This is a genomic window from Candidatus Dadabacteria bacterium (genome assembly GCA_009840385.1).
GTDB lineage: Bacteria > Desulfobacterota_D > UBA1144 > Nemesobacterales > Nemesobacteraceae > Nemesobacter > Nemesobacter australis.
In genome coordinates this window covers 1-19871 of the sequence record VXNX01000003.1, presented here as the reverse complement: position 1 = coordinate 19871, position 19871 = coordinate 1, and the positions used below count along the sequence as shown (strand labels likewise).

At 52.0% G+C, this 19871-nt stretch carries 17 protein-coding genes; 6 read left to right on the top strand and 11 right to left on the bottom strand.

Features of this window, described 5'->3' with window-relative positions:
• Nucleotides 1-16: 16 nt before the first annotated feature.
• The 3 genes from F4X55_00915 to F4X55_00905 all read right to left on the bottom strand — a co-directional run bounded on the left by F4X55_00915 (nt 17) and on the right by F4X55_00905 (nt 5460).
• Nucleotides 17-1198 carry a phosphoglycerate kinase gene (locus F4X55_00915; protein MYC39571.1) on the bottom strand — a complete coding sequence of 394 codons (1182 nt, stop codon included), beginning with the start codon at nt 1196-1198 and terminating at the stop codon, nt 17-19.
• A 14-nt stretch (nt 1199-1212) separates the two neighbouring features.
• The gene (gap, locus tag F4X55_00910) at nt 1213-2220 is read right to left on the bottom strand and encodes a type I glyceraldehyde-3-phosphate dehydrogenase (GenBank protein ID MYC39570.1); all 1008 of its coding nucleotides are present in this window, start codon (nt 2218-2220) and stop codon (nt 1213-1215) included.
• Nucleotides 2221-2343: 123 nt separating this feature from the next.
• Complete coding sequence (locus F4X55_00905) at nt 2344-5460, bottom strand: efflux RND transporter permease subunit (GenBank protein MYC39569.1); 3117 nt, start codon at nt 5458-5460, stop codon at nt 2344-2346.
• A gap of 352 nt (nt 5461-5812) precedes the next feature.
• Here F4X55_00905 and F4X55_00900 point away from each other — a divergent pair, with 352 nt between their 5' ends.
• The gene (locus tag F4X55_00900) at nt 5813-6853 is read left to right on the top strand and encodes an N-acetyl-gamma-glutamyl-phosphate reductase (protein ID MYC39568.1); all 1041 of its coding nucleotides are present in this window, start codon (nt 5813-5815) and stop codon (nt 6851-6853) included.
• 66 nt (nt 6854-6919) lie between these two features.
• Here F4X55_00900 and F4X55_00895 read toward each other — a convergent pair whose 3' ends face one another.
• The 3 genes from F4X55_00895 to cofE form a co-directional block, all read right to left on the bottom strand.
• On the bottom strand, nt 6920-8071 hold the full coding sequence (locus F4X55_00895) for a cysteine desulfurase (GenBank protein ID MYC39567.1): 1152 nt from the start codon (nt 8069-8071) through the stop codon (nt 6920-6922).
• A 105-nt stretch (nt 8072-8176) separates the two neighbouring features.
• Nucleotides 8177-8860 carry a glycerophosphodiester phosphodiesterase gene (locus F4X55_00890; GenBank protein MYC39566.1) on the bottom strand — a complete coding sequence of 228 codons (684 nt, stop codon included), beginning with the start codon at nt 8858-8860 and terminating at the stop codon, nt 8177-8179.
• A gap of 14 nt (nt 8861-8874) precedes the next feature.
• Nucleotides 8875-9651 carry a coenzyme F420-0:L-glutamate ligase gene (cofE, locus tag F4X55_00885; GenBank protein ID MYC39565.1) on the bottom strand — a complete coding sequence of 259 codons (777 nt, stop codon included), beginning with the start codon at nt 9649-9651 and terminating at the stop codon, nt 8875-8877.
• Nucleotides 9652-9731: 80 nt separating this feature from the next.
• On the opposite strand from cofE, the gene F4X55_00880 reads away from it, so the two are divergent.
• Both F4X55_00880 and F4X55_00875 read left to right on the top strand, forming a co-directional pair.
• On the top strand, nt 9732-10124 hold the full coding sequence (locus F4X55_00880; protein ID MYC39564.1) for a hypothetical protein: 393 nt from the start codon (nt 9732-9734) through the stop codon (nt 10122-10124).
• A gap of 29 nt (nt 10125-10153) precedes the next feature.
• Nucleotides 10154-11317, top strand: coding sequence for a cysteine desulfurase (locus tag F4X55_00875; protein ID MYC39563.1), 1164 nt, complete (start codon nt 10154-10156; stop codon nt 11315-11317).
• Between the two features lie 66 nt (nt 11318-11383).
• Here the strand turns inward: F4X55_00875 and F4X55_00870 are convergent, their stop codons facing one another.
• Nucleotides 11384-12523, bottom strand: coding sequence for an efflux RND transporter periplasmic adaptor subunit (locus F4X55_00870; protein ID MYC39562.1), 1140 nt, complete (start codon nt 12521-12523; stop codon nt 11384-11386).
• A 146-nt stretch (nt 12524-12669) separates the two neighbouring features.
• On the opposite strand from F4X55_00870, the gene F4X55_00865 reads away from it, so the two are divergent.
• Nucleotides 12670-12960 (top strand): HU family DNA-binding protein, encoded by a 291-nt coding sequence (locus F4X55_00865; GenBank protein ID MYC39561.1) that lies wholly within the window; start codon nt 12670-12672, stop codon nt 12958-12960.
• A gap of 16 nt (nt 12961-12976) precedes the next feature.
• On the opposite strand, the gene F4X55_00860 is transcribed toward F4X55_00865, so the two are convergent.
• Genes F4X55_00860 through F4X55_00845 form a run of 4 tightly spaced genes read right to left on the bottom strand, consistent with a single transcriptional unit; the run spans nt 12977 to nt 17914 of the window.
• Complete coding sequence (locus F4X55_00860) at nt 12977-14272, bottom strand: 4Fe-4S dicluster domain-containing protein (protein ID MYC39560.1); 1296 nt, start codon at nt 14270-14272, stop codon at nt 12977-12979.
• Nucleotides 14262-15056, bottom strand: a complete 795-nt coding sequence (locus tag F4X55_00855) for a DUF3891 family protein (GenBank protein ID MYC39559.1) — start codon at nt 15054-15056, stop codon at nt 14262-14264. Before F4X55_00855 ends, F4X55_00860 begins: the two co-directional genes overlap by 11 nt.
• Nucleotides 15057-15067: 11 nt before the next feature.
• Complete coding sequence (locus F4X55_00850) at nt 15068-16378, bottom strand: FAD-binding oxidoreductase (protein MYC39558.1); 1311 nt, start codon at nt 16376-16378, stop codon at nt 15068-15070.
• 48 nt (nt 16379-16426) lie between these two features.
• Nucleotides 16427-17914, bottom strand: a complete 1488-nt coding sequence (locus F4X55_00845; protein MYC39557.1) for an FAD-binding protein — start codon at nt 17912-17914, stop codon at nt 16427-16429.
• Between the two features lie 15 nt (nt 17915-17929).
• Here F4X55_00845 and F4X55_00840 point away from each other — a divergent pair, with 15 nt between their 5' ends.
• Complete coding sequence (locus F4X55_00840) at nt 17930-18574, top strand: threonylcarbamoyl-AMP synthase (GenBank protein MYC39556.1); 645 nt, start codon at nt 17930-17932, stop codon at nt 18572-18574.
• Nucleotides 18567-19778 carry a DUF1015 domain-containing protein gene (locus F4X55_00835; protein ID MYC39555.1) on the top strand — a complete coding sequence of 404 codons (1212 nt, stop codon included), beginning with the start codon at nt 18567-18569 and terminating at the stop codon, nt 19776-19778. The genes F4X55_00840 and F4X55_00835 overlap by 8 nt, the downstream gene beginning before the upstream one ends.
• Nucleotides 19779-19871 lie beyond the last annotated feature (93 nt).

Below are 19871 nucleotides of genomic sequence, written 5' to 3'. Positions count from 1 at the left end.
AATACCTGATAGGGCCTTAGCTGTCACTGAGAACCGATATTCCTGGGAGGTCGGACCCTCCGAGGAACTCGAAACAGGCACCGCCCCCGGTCGAAACGTGGGTCGCTTCGGAGAACTTGACCCCGGACTTTTTAAGTGACGCCACGCTGTCTCCCCCTCCGAGAACCGTGGTGGCCCCTCTCCATGTGGCAAGCGCAAACGATCTGGCGATGGCACTTGTGCCGTTTGAAAAATCGTCCACCTCGAAAAATCCCATGGGACCGTTCCAGAAAACCGTGCCTTCCCCCTTTATATGCGAGGTGAATTTCTCCACCGTCTTCGGCCCTATGTCAAAAGCCGTCATGTCGTCGGGAATCTCCGCGCCCGTAACCACTACACGCATTTTTCTGCCGCCGACGGCCTCGGCCATCACGTGATCAACAGGCAGAAGGATCTTTTCCTTATAGGTTTCAAGGGCTTCCCGAGCCCAGTAAAGCATCTCCTTCTCCACGGAACATTTCCCGACGCTAACCCCGCGCGCCGCAAGAAAAGTATAAGCCACCCCGCCGCCCACAAGAACCTTGTCCGCTTTTTTGATTATGTTCTTGAGGGCTCCTATCTTGTCCTTTATCTTCATTCCACCAACGATGACCACGTAGGGTTTTTTTGGTCTTTTTATTAAACGACTAAGAAACTTCATTTCGTTTCCCACCATAAGGCCCGCGAGCTTTTTCTCGAAGTGGGCGGTCATTCCGTAGGTGGAGGCGTGGACTCTGTGCGAGGTGCCGAAAGCTTCGTTCACGTAAATATCGGCCAAAGAGGCGAGTTTCCGCGAGAAATCCGCGTCGTTTTCCGTTTCTTCATCGTGATACCTGAGATTCTCAAGAAGCATCACTTCGCCGTCTTTGAGCTTTTTCGAGGCGTTCTCAACCTTTCTGCCAACAACCGCGCCTGGAAAACGGACTTTGACCCCCAGGAATTCGTTAAGCCTTTCCGCCACCGGAGCCATTGAAAGATGTTCTATTCTGCGCCCTTTGGGTCTTCCCATGTGGGAAGCAAGTACTACCCTGGCTCCGCATCTCGTAAGGTAATCGATTGTCGGGATAGTGCGCCTTATCCTGTAATCTTCGGTTATTTTCCTGCCGTTTACGGGAACGTTGAAATCAACCCTTACGAAAACTCTTTTCCCCTCGTACTGCGAGCAGGGAAGGTCGGTCACAAGAAGTTTTTTCTTCAAAGTCCTCTCCCGACAAGCTCTATGAGATCAACCACTCTGGAAGTGTATCCGTACTCGTTGTCGTACCAGGCAACGACCTTAACCAGATTATCCTCCACCACTGAAGTCAGCATTGAGTCAAAGGAACAGGAATGGGTATCTCCCACAAGATCGGAAGAAACGATTTCGTCCTCGACGTAAGCAAGGTAACCGCTAAGCGTTCCTTCAGCCGCTTCCTTGAACTTGGAATTCACCTCATCTGCGGAAGTTCCTTTTTCCACTTCGCAGGTGAAATCCACAAGCGACACGTTGGGCGTGGGTACCCTTACGGCGACCGCGGAGAGTTTCCCCTTGAGTTCCGGAAACACAAGCTGTATGGCGCTTGCGGCCCCCGTGCTTGTGGGGATTATGGAGAGGGCAGCAGCTCTTGCCCTCCTTTTATCTTTATGCGGGGTGTCAAGTATTCTCTGGTCGTTCGTGTAGGAGTGTATCGTGGTCATCTCTCCACGCCTGATCCAGAAATTTTCGTGGAGAACCTTGACCAGCATCCCGAAGCAGTTGGTGGTGCAGGACGCGTTTGAAATCACGTCGTGGCTCTCGGGCTCGTAGTCATTATCGTTTATGCCCACTACCGTGGTGAAATCCACCTCGCCGCTCGCGGGCGCCGTGATTATCACTTTCTTCACGGTTTCGCCCATATGCGCCGCCGCGGCCTCGCGGGTTCTGAAAATACCGCTTGCTTCCGCCACGATCTGTGCTCCCGTCTCGGTCCACGGAATATTCGCAGGGTCCCTCTCGGAAAACACCCTTATGAATTTCCCGTCAACGGTTATTCCCTCGTCGTCACACTCGACCTCTCCCGGGTAGCGGCCGAACACCGAATCGTACTTGAAAAGATGAGCCAAGGTCTCGATGTCCGTAATATCGTTTATCCCCACAAACTCAAGGCCTTCTCTGCCAAGACCGATTCTGAGTATGTGTCTTCCTATTCTTCCAAACCCGTTTATTCCGACCCTGATGGACATCACAAAACCTCCGAAACTTGACTTTGAACTTGGCAAAAACTATACACTTGCCTGCTGTTAGTCAATAGGGAAATCAATTTGAAAATAAATACCGTTTTTGTAATTGTACCGTGTAATTAGTCATCAATTAATTTGCAGGGAATCTCTTCCGCCCAGCCCCAATATTCTCGGGCGGGTAAAATACCGCAACCGCTTGCCAATATCGTCAAGAGCTAGGTAAAGACAGGGCACAAGGTAAAGTATTATGAAGGTCGAAAAAACAAGCCCGAATCCTAGGGAAGCCGCCATCGGAGCGAGAATGCCCGCCTGGCCCTTGTAGGCGAACATCAGTGAGAAAAGCCCCGAGAAGGTCGTAAGCGTGGTAAGAACGATAGGCCGGAAGCGATACCTCGCGGAAAATATTATTGCCACAGCCTTGCTCGGCATCTTCTTCGCCCTTCGGTTGATAAAATTCATCAGCAACAGACTGTCGTTCACCACTATGCCCAGAAGCGCGACCATTCCTATTATGGCGGGAAGCGTCATGGGTTCTCCGCGCAGCAGAATCGCTACGATCACTCCCGTAACGCAAAAAGGCAGCACGCTCATTATTATAAGGGGCTGAAAACCGGAGCGCAGTATACTTGCGAGAATCAGATAAATGAGAAGTACGGCTATGAGAGACGCCTTTTTTATGTCGCTTATAGCCTGAGTGTACTGCTCCTCCTCCCCCGCGAACCGAAACGAGTAGCCCGGGTAGTTCTCTAAAAGACTGCCGAGGTGACGTGAAAGATTCGCGTTTACCTCCCTTGAAGTGGTCGTTTTACTATCTACCTCGGCCGTTACGGTTACAGTTCTTTGAAGTTTCTCCCTTCTTATCTCAAGCGGTGTCTTGGAATCCGTTATTTCCGCAATGGTGCCGATAGGAACCCGACTTCCGAGAGGAGTAGGAATCTGGTGCGATTTTACCGAGAAAACGCCGGACTCTCCCCTTCCGTATCGCAGATTTATCTCGGCCTCTTCTTCCCCCACTCTGGTCTTCGCAACCGTGAGACCGTCTCCGAGAGCCTTGATTTCCCGCGCCACACTCCACTTGTCAATACCGAACACCCCGGCTTTTCTCTCGTCTATTTCAATTCTCGCCTCGGGCTTTCCGTAAACAAGATTACTGGTTGCGGCGCTCACCCCCGGCTGACTGCTCAGAAACTCCCGGGTCCGGGAAGCTATTTCCATCAGCACCGGTATTTCATCCCCGCTTATCTTGACGTCCACAGGCTTCCCGGTAGGAGGACCAATCGTCATGAGGAAATCAACTTGCTTGGCTCCCGTAACCGTTCCCCTTGCTCTGCTCTCCGCAATCTCAGAGAGTTCAAGCGCGTTTTCTTTTCTGGCAGAGTAATCCTCGTATTCAATCAGAACCGTGGCCACGTGGTCTCCCATGGAAAACATGTTGTCAGGGTCCGACATATCGAGTCCAACCATAGACAACGTGTTCTTAAGAACATGAGTGGGAACGCTGTCGCGCACGGCCTCTTCCACCTGGGCTACGGAAGCGGTTGTATGCTCCAGGCTGGATGAGGGAGGATTCTCAACCCTTACCATTATCTCCTCTATATCATGAAGGTAGAACATCACGTTGGGAATCCGGACAAATATAAAGACCGAAACGGCAAAGATAACCGTGAAACATCCTATTACCGCATAACGGTTTCTAAGCGCAAACAGAAGTCCCCGCAGATAAAGGCCTCTTACGCGCAGAAGCGGCGCGTTTCCGCGAGGAGACCTCGTTGTGCCGTTTGCCGGAAGCCAGTCGGCGCAGTGAGACGGCATGATCACCAGGGCTTCGAAAAGGGAGAAGGAAAGGGCGAAGATCGCCACTTTGGGGATTACGGAAAGGAACTGTCCTATAAGCCCTGTGGCGAGAAGAAGAGGGGTAAACGCGGCGATATTGGTCAGCACCGTAGCGACCACGGGCCATGCGACCTCTCTTGTTCCCACTACCGCTGCCCTCATGGGTTCCATTCCCCTTGATATATACCTCTGGACGTTCTCGACGACGATTATGGCGTCATCCACCACCATTCCCAGCATCATTATAAGACCGAACATGGAAAGGACATTCAGCGTCGTGCCGGTCATCTTCATTAATATCGCGGCCCCCAGGAAGGAAACAGGAATCCCCAGGGCAGCTATGAAGGCCGCCTTGCGATCAAGAAAAAGAGTGAGAAGGATTATTACCAGAACAAACCCCAGACCCCCGCTCTTAAGCATGGTCCGAAGGCGGCTTTCCACCCAGTGTGACCTGTCAAACGCTAGGGTTACCTCCATATCTTCTGGAAGCTTGTTTTTGTATTTTTCTGTAAGCTGCTCTACGCGGTTGACGGCATCGAGGATATCAATGTTTTTCTGTTTCTCCACCCAGAAAGTAATAGCGGGACGACCGTTTATCCTTGATCTCAGGTTCTCTCGCTGTTCTCCGAGAGCAACCGTCGCCACATCACGAAGCAGAACATGTTTACCCTCAATGCTCCTGGCAACCGGAATGTCGAGAAGATCTTCCACAGATCTTATCTTTCCCTCGGTTCTGAGCAGAAAATCAGCACTGTTCCGAGTAAAATTCGCCCCGGGAATGTCCAGATTTTTTGCGTTGATGGCATCTGAAATTTCCTCAATCCCCACTTCAAACTGCACCATCTTCGGATAATCCAGATACACCCATATCGCCGGATCAGGCAGTCCGACGGAAGTCACGCTGTCAATACCGTCTAAAAGCGCAATTTCATCCCGCAGTCTTCTGGCGCTGCTATAGAGAATACCTCTTGGCATATCCCCTGAGACCGAAACGCCTACCAGCGGATAACTCGACTCTTCTTCTTTTGTTACGGGTTCCTCGGCGTCCTCGGGAAGATCATCTGCTATCAGGTTGATTCTGGAATCAATATCCCAGGCAACCCTTCTGGTGTCTTCACCCGGGTAAACCTCAGCAGTAATCCGCGAGAAGCCTTCGGAAGAAACGGATTTTACGATCTTGACGCCGGAGATGTTCTTTATCTGCTGCTCAATTGGAACGCTAACGAGATTCTCAACATCTTCGGCGGAAGAACCCGGAAAAGATGTGGTTACCGTCACCATTTCGAGTTTTACGGAGGGAAACAGTTCAAGAGGAAGAGAGAATGCAAGCAGAAGCCCTATAAATATTATGGCTCCCATCAACAGATTGACGAAAAAGGAATTCCTTACTGAAAAATCGGCGATGTGCATAGAGAATCAGTCGATAATGCTTAGTGTACGCTCAATTAAGACCCCGAATGCGGGGGAAACTGATCAAGCGGTATATCTTTTCGGTATCGGCAGGTTTTCCTCCTGCGGATTTGAAACCGTATCTTGCCTTGTTAAACGAAGTTCCCACCCGGTCTGCGGTCGACCGCAGCCTCAAAACGCCTTTGGTAATTGTACCGGATAATAAAACGCCGACTAATTCCCCGAGAAACCCTCGGAAATTCCGGGATGGATACCGAAAATTCAAGGTTGCCCATGCAATCCCCAAGACAAATGTCCGAATTGTCGGGAGCGGATTGAGTTTTTCCGATTCCCGTAGTATCGTTTCACCGTGATGGAAAAGCTTAACGTATGCATTCTGGGAGCAAGCGGCTACACGGGAGCGGAACTCATAAGGCTCCTTAGCGGACATCCCCGGGCTAGTGTTTCGCATCTAACCGCGTCAAGGAACGCGGGTCGTGCGCTGGCCGAGGTCTTTCCGCACCTTGGAGAAATAGCCGATCTCGAACTCAGCAGTTCGGATCCTTCGCTCATCCCGGACGATACCGACGTGGTATTCGCCGCGCTTCCTCACGGAGCGTCGGCAGAGCTCATAGAGGAAATCTACGAAAGGGACGTAAGGATAATTGATCTCGGGGCGGATTTCCGCCTCAAGGAAGGCACCTACAGGGACTGGTACGGGGATCATCCGTGCACCCATCTTCTCGAAAACGCCGTCTACGGAATCCCTGAACTCCATGCGGAACAAATATCGGAAACAAAACTGGTGGCAAACCCGGGATGCTATCCCACCTCTTCAATCCTTCCGCTCGCGCCGCTTCTTGAAAACGGCATGGTGGAGACAGAAGGAATCATTATCGACTCGAAATCCGGGGCTTCGGGAGCCGGGAGGAACCCCTCACTCGACCTCCATTTCTGCGAGGTCTCCGAGGGAATGAAAGCCTACAAAGTAGGTGAACACCGTCATACCCCTGAAATAGAGCAAGGACTCTCGGATTTTCTAGGCAACAAAGTGGAAGTCGCTTTCACCCCGCATCTTATACCGATAAACAGGGGGATCCTCTCAACAATATACGTAAGCCTCTCGGGCACCCAGAAGACCCGGGACCTGCTGGAAGCTCTCGGGCAATTCTACGAGAACTCCCCCTTCGTGAGGATTCTTCCCGAGGGGACTTTTCCGAACACTTCCTGCGTCAGGGGTTCAAACTTCTGCGACATAGGCGTAAGGGCAGACCCGGAGAAAAAAACCGCGGTAATTGTCTGCGCCATAGATAATCTGGTAAAGGGAGCCTCCGGTCAGGCAATACAGAACATGAACATCATGCTCGATCTCCCCGAGAGCCTGGGACTTGACTCCGTCCCGCTTTACCCCTAATTCAGACGACACTTACATATCGCCCGCCGATACACAGAACCCTTCAAGCGGTTCCCGTACATCCCGTCAGAAATCCTGAAGCGTCCTTATTCTCTCCACTATGGCGGGAAGAAGCTCGATCACTCTGTCAATTTCCTCCGAACGGGTAAAACGACCGAAGCTGAACCTGACCGAGCAAAGCGCTTCTTGTTCTTCGAGTCCCATGGCGATCAACACATGGGAAGGATCAACATTCCCCTCGGAACAGGCGGAACCAGTTGAAACCGCTACGCCTTCAGTGTCGAGATTCATAACCACAGAGTCACCCGGAGTGCCGGGAAAACCAACGTTAAGGGTATTGGAGACTCTCGCGTCGGGATGTCCGTTCAGGTAAACATCCTCTACCCTCCGGAAAAGCTCTCCGAAAAGACGGTCGCGCAGCTCCCCCAGTCTTTCGTTTTCCGTTTCAAGCTCCCCACGGAGAAGCTCGCACGCGCGACCGAACCCGCAGACGGCCGCCACGTTCTCCGTTCCCGATCTTTTTCCCCTCTCCTGTCCCCCGCCGTGCACGAAAGGCTCAAGGCCGATTCCTTTTCTTACGTAAAGAGCCCCCGCCCCCTTGGGGCCGCAAATCTTGTGCGAGGAAAAAGACGCCATGTCCACCGGCAGATCAGCAAGATCGATTTCCATTTTCCCCAGAGCCTGGACTGCGTCGGCATGGAAAATCACCCCTCTCTCACGGGCAATTTCTCCTATATCGCGAATCGGGCTTATAACCCCGGTCTCGTTATTCACGTACATACAGGAAACAAGAATCGTGCGCTCGGTAATCGCATCCCGGAACTGCTCGGGGGAAACCAGTCCGAAGGAATCCACCGGAAGGTAAGTGACCTCGAAACCACTGCGCTCAAGAAACCTGAACGTCTCAAGACACGATGCGTGCTCGACCGCGGTCGTAACCAGGTGGTTCCCCCTGTCAGAGAGGGCGTAGGCCAGACCTTTTATGGCGAAATTGTTGCTTTCGCTGCCCCCAGAAGTAAAAACTATTTCTCCCGGCCTTGCTCCGAGATAATCCGATACTCTTTCCCGGGCGCAGTCAACCGCCGCACGCGCGACGCTTCCAGGAGAATGAATGCTGGAAGGGTTCCCGTAGTCCTCGGCGAAATAGGAAGTCATTTCTTCCAGAACGCGCGGGTCAAGGGGGGTGGTCGCGTTATAGTCGAGATATATGGAGCTTATGGAGTCAGGCGGCATCTTCTCACCGTCAGTCAAACAGCATATCTGATACCGGATAATAACCGATCGACCGCGTAAATCACGGCGACGCACGGCCGCAAGCAGGCTTTAGAGCAGGTCGGGCTTGTCCGTAATTACCCCATCAAGGCCCATCCCGGCCAGTTTCTCACCTCGCTTCGGGTCATTAACTGTCCAGCAGCACACAAAAAGACCGTTTTCCCGTGCTTCCGAAACAAGCCGACGCGTCATGAAACGGTGATTCGTAGCAACTACCCGGCAACCCAGCGAAAGAGCCTTCTTCACGCACCCAAAGCCGAAAACCGTAATAAGTCCCGTGGGGATGGCGGAATCAAGCGCCCTTACCGAGCGAATACAGTCTCCGCGGAAAGAAACCACCGCGACTTCCTTGGTGAGACCATGTTTTTTTATAAGCGAAACCGTTTCCTCTTCGGTGCCCCTCTCCTTAAGCTCGACTACGAGTCCGCAACGCCCCCCGAAATTCTCGAACACCTCCTCAAGAGTCGGAATCCGTTCCCCGCGACCAGCGTCAAGAGACCTGAGTTCAGAAAGCGTCTTTCCCGAAACGGCTCCCTTACCGTCCGTGGTCCTGTCAACTTTACTGTCGTGAATGACGACCAAGCGGCCGTCACGACTTTTTCTCACGTCGAATTCTATCGCGCTCGATCCCATATCCAGAGCTTTACGGAAAGATCGAAGCGTATTTTCCGGTTCGTAGTGACTCGCGCCCCGGTGAGAGATGAGAAGAAAGTCTTTTTCGAAAAAACCTTTCATGGAATTCGCAGAAATCACCTGAAAAGGTCATGGGCAGGATCTCTGATCAGTTCACCCGAATCCCCTTCCCCACGGATGTAGTCAACCCCGCGTGCTATCACCACTGGCAGCGCCGCGGTCTTCTCCATCAGCAATCCCGCAGCACACGCCACCTGGTCGGCGGTCGCCATCTCGGTTGCCGTAAGCAGAAAACCCTTGGTATCGGCCTCTCCTCTGCGATCAGAAAGTGGCCTCATGCCGCTACAGCCAATGGCGATGTCGGTAAGCCCTTCCCGCCAGGGGCGTCCCACAGTGTCGCTTATTATAACGGCTACGTATTTCCCGGTTTCCTGTTCTATATGTCTTCTTACAACCCCGGCGGAACGATCGGAATCAAGCGGAAGAAGCGTGACATCCTCGCCCCCGGAAACGTTTGAAGCATCAACGCCGGCGTTTGCCAGCACGAGCCCTCCGGTCGTCTCAACTATAAGCCTTCCCTTCCCGCTTTCTCTCTCGTCCATTCTCACGATTCTCCTGGTTTCCCCCAGAATCACTTCCACCAGTCTTGGATCCTTTGAAACTTCCCGAGAAACGGTGACCGCGAAACCCGAAGGTTCTATCTGGGAGAGATTAACGACCCTGCCTTCGGCCTTTGAAACCACCTTCTGGGCAATTACAACTATATCCCCGTCGAGAAATGAAAATTCCTCGCGGGCGGCGGCGCGCAGAATCATCTCTCCGAGGCTGTCCCCCTTCTTCACTTCCGGAATTCCCCTCAGGGGAACAAATTTTATTTCTCCCGTCTTGTCCATGCGGAAATCCTCCCAGCGCGGCGGCGGTATGTACCGACTAAGCTACTTAGTATATACTACCGACATTAAGGGGGAGAGAAATGGAGAGATTCTTCATGGAAAGAGAGACCGACCTCGAGCTAGAGAAGCAGTTCGAGGTATCAGATGTGGCGAAGGAATCAGGCCTCATGATCCGCATATTTGTAACCTCTCTGCTTAAAAAGGAACTGATGGAGCCCGATTCCGAGGCCTCGGCCCGCGGAGAGGATGAAAGCACCAGGCTAAAAGAGATACTTTCCCCGCTTGTGTCGTCCATAAGGGCGACCAGAAAAGCGAAGAGAACCAACATTATCAATTTCTCCGCTTCGGTTACCAAAGACGGAAAGGGCCGGGAATTTCAGGTTATTTCCTATCTGGGACCGGTAACAAAAGACTCCGAGGAACCCTGCATAACCCTTCTTCTGCCCGAAGACCTGCCGGAAGAAACACCTTAGCCGCAAAATCGTGTATTATTAGCTTTACAATGGGGTGTACAGAGGACATTTCCGGCGAAATCTACTTTGACAACAACGCAACTACAAGACCACTTCCCGAAGTAACAGAGGCCATGCACGAAGCTATGGGCGAGGGGTTCGGCAACCCTTCAAGCGCCCATTCGGCGGGAGAGCGAGCGAGGCGCCGCATGGATCTTGCCCGCAAACGCACATCCGATCTTGTGGGATGCTCCCCCGAAGATCTCATATTCACAAGTTCCGGCACGGAATCAAACAACATGGTTTTCTATTCCTGCACAAGGAAAAAAAACAGGCCGCGCATCGTCACAACCCAAGTAGAGCACTCCTCGATAATGAAGATGTGCAACTTCCTCGAACTAAACGACGTCCACATCGAAATGCTCGAGGTGGACGAACAGGGAGTTCTTGACATCCAAAGACTCGAAGACGCGCTTTCCGAGAAAACCGATCTTGTCTCCGTGCAGTGGGTTAACAACGAGACCGGAGTTATACAGGATATGGCGAGCATTTCTGAACTCTGCAGGAAAAACAGCGTGCTTCTCCACACCGACGCCGCCCAAGCTGTAGGGAAACTCAAGGTAGACCTTGCGAAACTTCACGTGGATTTTCTCTCTTTCACGGCTCACAAAATCAGCGGTCCCCAAGGTGCCGCGGTTCTCTATGCTAAAGACAGGCTACTTGTGAATCCCTTCCTCTTTGGAGGATTTCAGGAAGAAGGGTTTCGCCCCGGGACCGAGAATCTTCCGGGCATAGCCGGCCTGGGAACCGCCTGTGAGATAAGACACACAAGCTTTGAGCAGGCCATAGGGAAGATGAGGGGCCTTCGCGACCAGTTCGAGAAAACAATAATCGAATCCATCCCGGACACTTCGATTAACGGTGGCGGCGGGGAAAGAGTATGCAATACCACCAATATCCATTTCGGCGGAACCGACGGAAGAAAACTGGTCTCCCTTCTTGACGAAGCGGGAATAAGGTGCTCGCAGAGTTCTGCGTGTACGAATTTCGACGTTACGCCATCTTATGTTCTGACCGCCATGGGACTGGATGAGCAGCACGCGTATTCGAGCATAAGATTCAGTTTCTGCCCGGAAAACAGTTTCGAAGAGACACAAAAGGCGACGGAGATTATCCGGGAGAAATGCGAATTTCTCAGGAACCATCCCTGCTGAACCCGCACACCCTGGGGAGAGTAAAACCTCCCGACCAAAAACGGGCACGGCGACATTAATTGAAGATCAGTCGACAACCCTTACCGGATGACCAGGAAGCAGGCCGAAGTTCCCCTCGGTTATAATTCTGGAATCTTCGGGAAGCGAGGCAAAAGATATGTAGGCCGAGCTGTCGTCGATCCAAGTGGGCATCACCTTAACCTTCAGAACTTCTCCGTTTTTTTCAACCAGCACGAAAGAGAAAGCTTCCCTGCTGTCGGACAAGACAGCCGTCTTGGGAATTCTGACTACATTATCAAGCTTCTGCACCGGTATTCTTACGGAAACCATTTCCCCGGGCCACCATTTTATCGAGGGGTCGGATATGGCAATCTCGATATCGTAGGTGCCCGAGAAATCATCAGAGCCCGGACTCACGCCGTCAACTTCGCCCGTGACAGTTTCCACAGTGCCGTCTCTTGCAAGGGATACCTCAAGGGCATCTCCCCGTTTGACGCTTCTGGCAACAGACACGTCCACACCGGCTATTACTTTCCTGCCGCTTAGGTTAACGACCTTCGCTACCACGTCCCCGCTTCTTGTTTCCTGCCCTATGTCTGGAACGATTTCAACGATCTGACCCTGGATAGGGGAACGGATTTTGAGGTTTTCGTAATTCCACTTGGCTCTGTTGTAAGAAGCTTCAAGCGCCTTTACACCGGCCGAAGCGGTTTCAAGCAGGTTTCGCGACGCTTCGGTCTCATCCTCAGACACTATTCCCTTCTCGAAAAGAGCCGTGTTCCTTTGGTATACTCTGTCAGCCTCGGCAAACTTTCCCCTGGCGGATTCAAGGTTGTACTTTGCTTCGTCAAGCCGGGTTTCCACACGGTAATCGTAAAGCTCGAGGATTATTCCGTCTTTTTCAATTTCCTGGCCCCGGCCGGAATCTACCCGCTTTACCCATCCCGAAACGGTCGCGCGGACCAAGACGGTCTGCTTGCCACGGACTCTTCCGAGAACTTCGGTGTAGATCGAACCCGAAGACGGAACAGGCGTTATTACCTTTACGGGCCTGTACGCGTTCTCCTCAGAGTGGTGTTGCGCATCCGATTCCCTTTCGTGAAGAAATCTGGCATACAGGAAAACGAGCACAAAAAGAAACCCGAATAATATTAAGAATAGAACCAACCAGTTGCTTTTTCTTTTTTCCCTGAACCAAGATCTCATCTAGCCTTCCACTCCAAAAATCCAAATGAAATGAGGTAGCTATACAGTATCAAGAACGCCTACGTTTCGCAACAACCGATAATAATGATTGACTTTTAGCCCAAATACTCAGATAATTTATTAAGGAAATCTTAAGGAGGATGTTAATGAACGGAAAACCATTAACAAAATCCCAGCTTTCAAGCAGCCTAGCAGAGAAGGCGGGAATAACAAAGGCAACAGCCAGAACCGTGATAGACGCTATAGCGTCAATTGCATGTGAGGAAGTAAAAGCAAAAGGAGAATTCACCATTCCCGGAGTCGGCAAACTGGTTATCAGTAATCGTAGTGCCAGAATGGGAAGAAATCCCGCCACCGGTGAAGTAATCAGCATACCAGCCAGAAAAGTCCTGAAATTCAGGGTTGCAAAAGCCTGTAAGGACTCTGTACTGGGTTAAGAACCCCTGGTTTTTCTTAACTGATACCGCCTTTCAGCGACCAGTTAAGAATCTCTACGGGATGTATAACTTTGGTTCGGGAATCTGAGCCGAGTAATCCCCTGCGGATTTGTATCATGCACCCGGGATTCCCGACGGCCAGATAATCGGCGCCGGTTTTCTCTATCTCGCGTATTTTCCCCGAGAGAAGTCTGGAGGACATCTCCGGCTGCACGATATTATATATCCCGGCACTCCCGCAGCAGTGATCGGATCGCAACATTTCGGTAAACCTAAGCCCCGGAACACTTGCCAGAAGTTCCCTTGGAGCAGATCGTATCCCCTGGCCATGGACAATATGGCACGCGTCCTGGTAAGTAACCTTTATATCAAGAGGATGCAGTCGCGCGCCGATTCCCGTATCCGAAAGAAATTCCATGAGGTCCACCGTTTTTGCTGAAAGCCGCGCCGCGGCATCGAAGTAAACCGGATCCTCGCGCAGAAGCTCGACGTACTCCTTCATGGTCGAACCGCATCCGGCGGAATTAACAACTATGGCGTCTACGTCAACGGCATCGAAAAGATCCACGAGTTTTCTCGCGAATCCCCTTCCTTCCTCAAGCCTTCCGGAGTGAACGGAGAGAGCCCCGCAGCATCCTTGATTCTGCGGAACAAAAACTTCGCACCCGCTTGCGCAAAGCACTTCTACCGTGGCCCTGTTTATCTCCGGAAAAAAGACCCCCTGAACGCAGCCACTCAGAAGAGCGACTCTCTTTTTTCTCTCTCCAACAGCCGGATAAGAAGCCGCAAGGGTTTCCCCGAAAGCGGAGCTTATTTCAGGGAGCATGTGGAACATGGAAGAACCCGAGAGACTTATCCTATTCAGAAGAGCCGACGGGAAAACTCTCTTTAGGCCAAGCGCTTTCACCAGATAGACAAACGGCAGAAGAAACCTCAGTCTTCGGGGATATGGAAAAACGCTGAAGATAAAGGCCCTCAGCATCTTTTCCCCAAATCCCCTCTTGAATCTCCTTTCAATCTGCCCCCTGGACATCTCTATGAGACTCCCGTACTTGACTCCCGATGGGCACGCGGTTTCACAGGCGAGACATCCAAGGCACAGGTCAAGGTGTTTTACAAGCGAGGTCCCCATAGGGATTCTTCCTTCCTCCGCGGCCTTTATCAGATGTATTCTCCCTCTAGGAGAATCAAGTTCGTTCCCGGTTTCCAGGTAGGTGGGACAGGATGAAAGACAGAAGCCGCAGTGAACGCAGTCCTGTATTATCTTCCCGCTCGGCCGGTCCGTATCGTCAAAAGCACTCTCAAGCGACATTGCGTCCCTCCACCTTCGAGGAAATCGAGAGGTCAAAAGTTTCGCCGTCCGCCCGGTGAAACGCTTCTTTTAACTCCGCCTCTTCGCCGAACGATTTTTTCTCAAGCTTTCTGCCGGATATATCAAAGCGAAGAGAGTCCTGCGAAAAAGGATTTGGAGAGACCGTATAGTTAAGTCCGTCCTCTGAGGACAGGTTTATCTCCGTTGTATCTCCAAGGTAGTTAACCGGAACGTCCCGAATCGTGACTGATCTTGTTCCGTGGCAAAGAGCGAGCGATATTATGTCGCCCACCTGAAGAAATCTGAGATTAGTCCGGATATCAGCGGGAAGATATCCGTTCAGGCTCCCCTCTCCAACCCTGATCCCAAGGTCCCGGCGCAGGAACCCCCTGATCTTGTTTCTAAGCGAAACGGCCGCTTTATCGCCCGGATTCCTCGATATGTTCCTCTCGTTAAATTCGGAGAAGTGAAGCGCTATAAGAGCGCAGGCGTATGGATGCTCGCCCAGATGTCTCTCAAAACACTCAGACCAGATCTCAAACTGGCTCTCGGTACGCATCTCCATGAAGTTTCTCGGATAGCCGTTTTCCGGGTTGAAATCAGCCGCAGAATCCACCTTCTCCCATCCGCAGTCATGTTCCCTTATGGCCAGCATCACCTTATCTCTGGGGGTGATGGTCTCAAAATCCTCATTACCCCAGAAATTCATTATTCTCGAAGAAAGAAAAGCGTGGTCCGGCTGCGCTATGAGCACCCATCCCTCGTCGGATTCTCTTCTTATCATAATCTATATCCTCAGTTCGCGTCGAATATCTTTTCGCCGGGCAGTATGCCCCCGGGATCAAAACGCTGCTTGATGTTTTTCATAAGAAAGAGAGATTCTCCAAAATCTCCCCACGCCTTTATCCTCTCCCTGAGTCCGCTGGGAATTCCCGAGAACATGATACGGCCCCCGAACGAATCAGAAAAATTTTCAAGAAGACGCGCCGCTTCGACCGCCCCTTCATCCTCGCCGCTTACAGAAACAAGCGCGACTCCTCTGGCGGGCCTTGAAAGACAACGCACCGTGACTCCCGAGATTGCCGGAACGCTCTCAATATCGGAGAGAACCTCTATCGAACCCGTTACGGGGAGAGTAAGCTTGGAAGAAAACCCTCCCTCCAGGGAAAACGGGAACTCCCTTACCGAATCCCATAACTCCCGCGAACGCTCATCGTCCATCTCCACGAAAGCGGCGGTCTGGCCCGAAGTCGCTTCCCTCACCTGTTTTATCTGATCCATTACGGCCTCTTCGAAGCTGTCGAACCTAAGCAGGATGCTCCTTTTCGCCTCCTGCGAAGCCCCGAGCTCCGAGGAGAGCTTTTCATCCAGTATTTCAAAGCACGTGGGAACAACATCAGCGGCAAGAATCGTCCGCGCGGCCCGGGAACAGGAAACATGGTCATCGAAGCTCAGGACAACGGTCCTGGAGAAGGGCTGTCTTGGGTAGAGCCTGAAAGTTGCTTCCGCCAAAACGCACAGGGTTCCGAGCGAACCCACCATAAGTTTGGGGATATCGTAACCCGCCACGTTTTTAACCACCTTTCCTCCCAAGTTTATCACCTCGCCGTCGGCCCTCACAGCCTTGACTCCCAGAATAAGTTCCCTGCAAGTACCGTATCTGGTGCTCATGGGGCCGCAAAGATTCGATGACACAAGTCCCCCCACGGTCGCCCCGGAGGCAAGACGGGGCGGGTCCACCGGAAAAAGCTGATTCTCACACCCGACCGCCTCCTGAAACTCCCTGACCTCCATACCACACTGGACCGTGGAAACCATGTCGGAAGGCTCGTGAAACAGCACCCTGCAAAGACGCTTGAGCGAGAGCGCCGCACCAACCGTCCCGACCGGGTTGCCGAGAAAAAGCTTGGTCCCTCCCGCAAAAGGAAAAACCCGGATGCCGTTTCGCGAGGCGAATCTGAGGACCCGGGATACCTCCTCGACGGTTTCAGGATAAAGAACTATTTCGGGAGAGAAACCGAATTCCGGGACACCAGGGTCTACATCCCCGGAACCCGGAACATGGAAACTTGAAACCATCTTGGAGAGTTCTGCTACGTAGGACATTTTCTTCAAACGGCCGGACCATGTACTGAGAACAAGGCCCCGGCGCTGCTAGAAAAGCTCCCCCATTTCCTTTGACGGAGGAGCTTCGGAACCGTGCTTCCGCATCCCGGGCTCAACGCACGTTCTCGGCGTCGGAAACACTTTGCCGGGGTTGCAGAGCCCTTCCTCATCAAAAGTGCACCGCACCAGATTCATCGTGTCTATTTCCTGTTCACTGAACATAAGCGGAAGAAATCTCTTCTTGTCAAACCCGACGCCGTGCTCTCCCGTAATGCTCCCGCCGACATCAACGCATACCCTGAGAATTTCCCCGGAAAGTTCCTCAGCTTTCTCAGATTCCCCTTCAATTTCGGGATCATAAAGCACCAACGGATGAAGATTTCCGTCTCCAGCGTGAAAGACGTTCGCCACCCGAAGACCGTACCGACTGCCAAGCTCTCCTATCTCTCCGAGAACCCTGGCGAGACTGCTCCTGGGTATTACCCCGTCCTGGACATAGTATCCGGGACTTATTTTCCCCATGGCGGCAAACGCGCTTTTACGTCCCTTCCAGAAAAGCTGCCTTTCGTTTTCATCCGCCGCCAGTTTTATTTCAATCGCGTTGTTCTCCCGAAGTATCCGGTTTACGGCCGGAACCTGCGCATTAACTTCCGCCCCCGGCCCGTCAAGCTCCACTAGAAGAATCGCTCCGGCATCCCTCGGGTATCCGGCGCCCACGGTGGATTCAACAGCGTTTATGCTAAGATTGTCCATGATCTCCATCCCCGCGGGAATTACCCCGGAAGAAATAATCGCGGAGACCGATGCCCCGGCATCTTCAATCCTCTCAAACGAGGCAAAGAGGGTTTTAACGAGCTGAGGCTTCTTTATTATCCTCAAAAAGACCTTGGTAACGATGCCCAACAGCCCCTCGCTTCCGACCACGAGCGAGAGAAGATCGTATCCTAAACTCTCCGGGGTAGGACCCCCGAGCGTAACCACTGCACCGTCAGGTAAAACCATCTCCACTCCAAGCACGTGATTGGTCGTTACTCCGTACTTAAGACAATGGACTCCCCCCGAGTTCTCCGCAACGTTGCCTCCTATAGTGCACACGATTTGGCTTGAAGGATCGGGGGCGTAGTAAAATCCCTCGGCGCTTACCGCATCGGTCACGGAGATATTTACCACCCCGGGTTCGACCACAACTACGCGGTTCGGGATATCCACGTCGAGAATTCTGTTCATTCTTGAAAGCGATATAACTATCCCTTCCCGGCTCGGAAGAGCACCCCCGGACAGCCCAGTTCCCGCTCCTCTTGGAACGAAAGGAATTTTTTCGCGACTACAGAGCCCTACGACCCGGGAAACTTCCTCTGCACTTGAAGGCAGAACGACGAAAACAGGCTTAACCCTGTATCCCGTAAGCCCGTCGCTTTCATAGGCGATCAGTTCATCTTCGGCGGAGATAACCGCCTCGGCACCCAGTATTGCTGCGAGTTCCGAAGCGATACGGGACTTCCATCTTCCGTCTCTTTTTGCGGCTTGCAAACCCATTGTTAAACTTATAGTATATCGCAACCCGGCAACCACGAAAAATTGACTGAGATCATAAAAGAAAACGACCCGCTCGTACTCGATAGAGTATCCGCCTGCCTTACGGGCGGAGGAGTGATCATATACCCGACCGAGACTCTCTACGGAATTGGCTGTCTTGCGTTTAACCAAGAGGCCTGCAGGAGAATAGTGAGGATAAAAAGGAGGTCCGGGCAAAAGGGTCTCATAGTCCTGATAAGGGATGAGGAGATGCTTGACCGCCACTTCCACGTTCCCTCGGAGCTGCTAGAAAGATATTCCAGAAGCCAGAAGCCTCTCACGCTTATACTGCATCCGAAATCCGCATTTCCCGAAGAGGTTTCCGGGGGAAGAGATTCCGTCGCGGCAAGAATCTCCCCTTCCCCCTTCGTAAAAGAGATCCTCAGCCGCGTGGGGGAACCGATAACCTCAACGAGCGCTAACATAAGCGGCAGAGAAAATTCCAACCGGTTCGCCGATATCCGCAGGGACTTTCCGAGCGGAATTGATGTTATCGTGGATTCTGGTACCCTTCCACCTTCAATGGGTTCCGCGATAGTGAATCTAACGACCACGCCGCCCCAGATTATCAGAGAAGGCGATCTTTCCGCAACCGAGATAGAGAAGATTCTCCATGGCTGAGATAGAACCTTTCAGAGGCATAAGATATAACGAAGAGGCGGTCGGGGATTTCTCAAAAGTCATCGCCCCCCCCTACGATGTCATAAGTCCGCGGCAACGCGAGGAACTCTACGCCAAAAGTCCTTTCAACGCCGTGAGGATTGAACTGCCCGAAGGAGAAGGCAAGGAGCGCTACGAAAACGCAAAGGAGATTTATTCGAAGTGGCTTCGGGACAGGGTGCTCATAAGGGACGATGAGCCGTCAATTTATCCTTATTATCAGGATTTTGAGTTTGAGGGAGAACGCTTCACAAGAAAAGGGTTCATAGCGAACGTAAAGGTTGAAGATTTCGACAAAAGAATTGTCCTGCCGCATGAACAGACTTTCAGAAAACACAAAGAAGACCGCCTGGCGCTCACAATCGCGTGCAACTCGAACCTGAGCCAGATTTTCTGCGTCTACCCCGATGCTTCAGGAAAAATCGAGGAAGACATAGACGAGAGCATAGGGAAACCGCTTGTGGACGTTACTTTTGAAGAAGGAATAAGAAATACTCTTTGGAAAATATCCGATCCAAGAATCATACGGCGGGTAAAAAACCTGCTCGAAGACAAGTCCATTTTGATCGCGGACGGCCATCACCGCTACGAAACCTCTATAAACTTCAGAAATCTCAGGAGGAAAGAAACGGGGGGAAATTCAGGACCGATGCCCTGGGACTACGTAATGACTTACCTCTCGAGAGGAGAAGGCCAAGGGCTTATAATCAACCCCACGCACAGAATTGCAAGAAGTGCCGGGGTGAACCTGATCGATAATCTTCGGGAAGATTTTGAAGTCGAGAGAGTAGCGCTTGAGCACTCGCTTGATCTTGGGGCAGACCAGATATCCGTTGTAACCAAAGATCCCGAGAGAACCTTCAGACTTACCCCCAGGGCAACGCGCGAAAAGGAATATGAGAACCTAGCCGTGATAATTCTTCACAGTCAGGTATTCGGAAAACTCATAGAAGAAGACAAGGCCGGCGTGCGGTACTCCAAGTTCCCGGAGGAAGTATTCGAGAACGTGCACAACGGAGAATTCGAGGCCGGATTCCTTCTTCCCAAGCTGAAATCAGAAGACATATTCGAAGTTGTTCTCGACGGAACCAAGATGCCTCACAAGACCACCTACTTCTACCCGAAAATCCTCTCCGGGCTCGTATTCAGCCCTCTCTGGCGTTAAAAGGCACAAAAAAAAGAGGAGGAATAACCGTTACCGGTTTCCCTCCTCTTTCACTTATCACAAGCTTCGTGTCTACTGACACAAGCTCTTCTC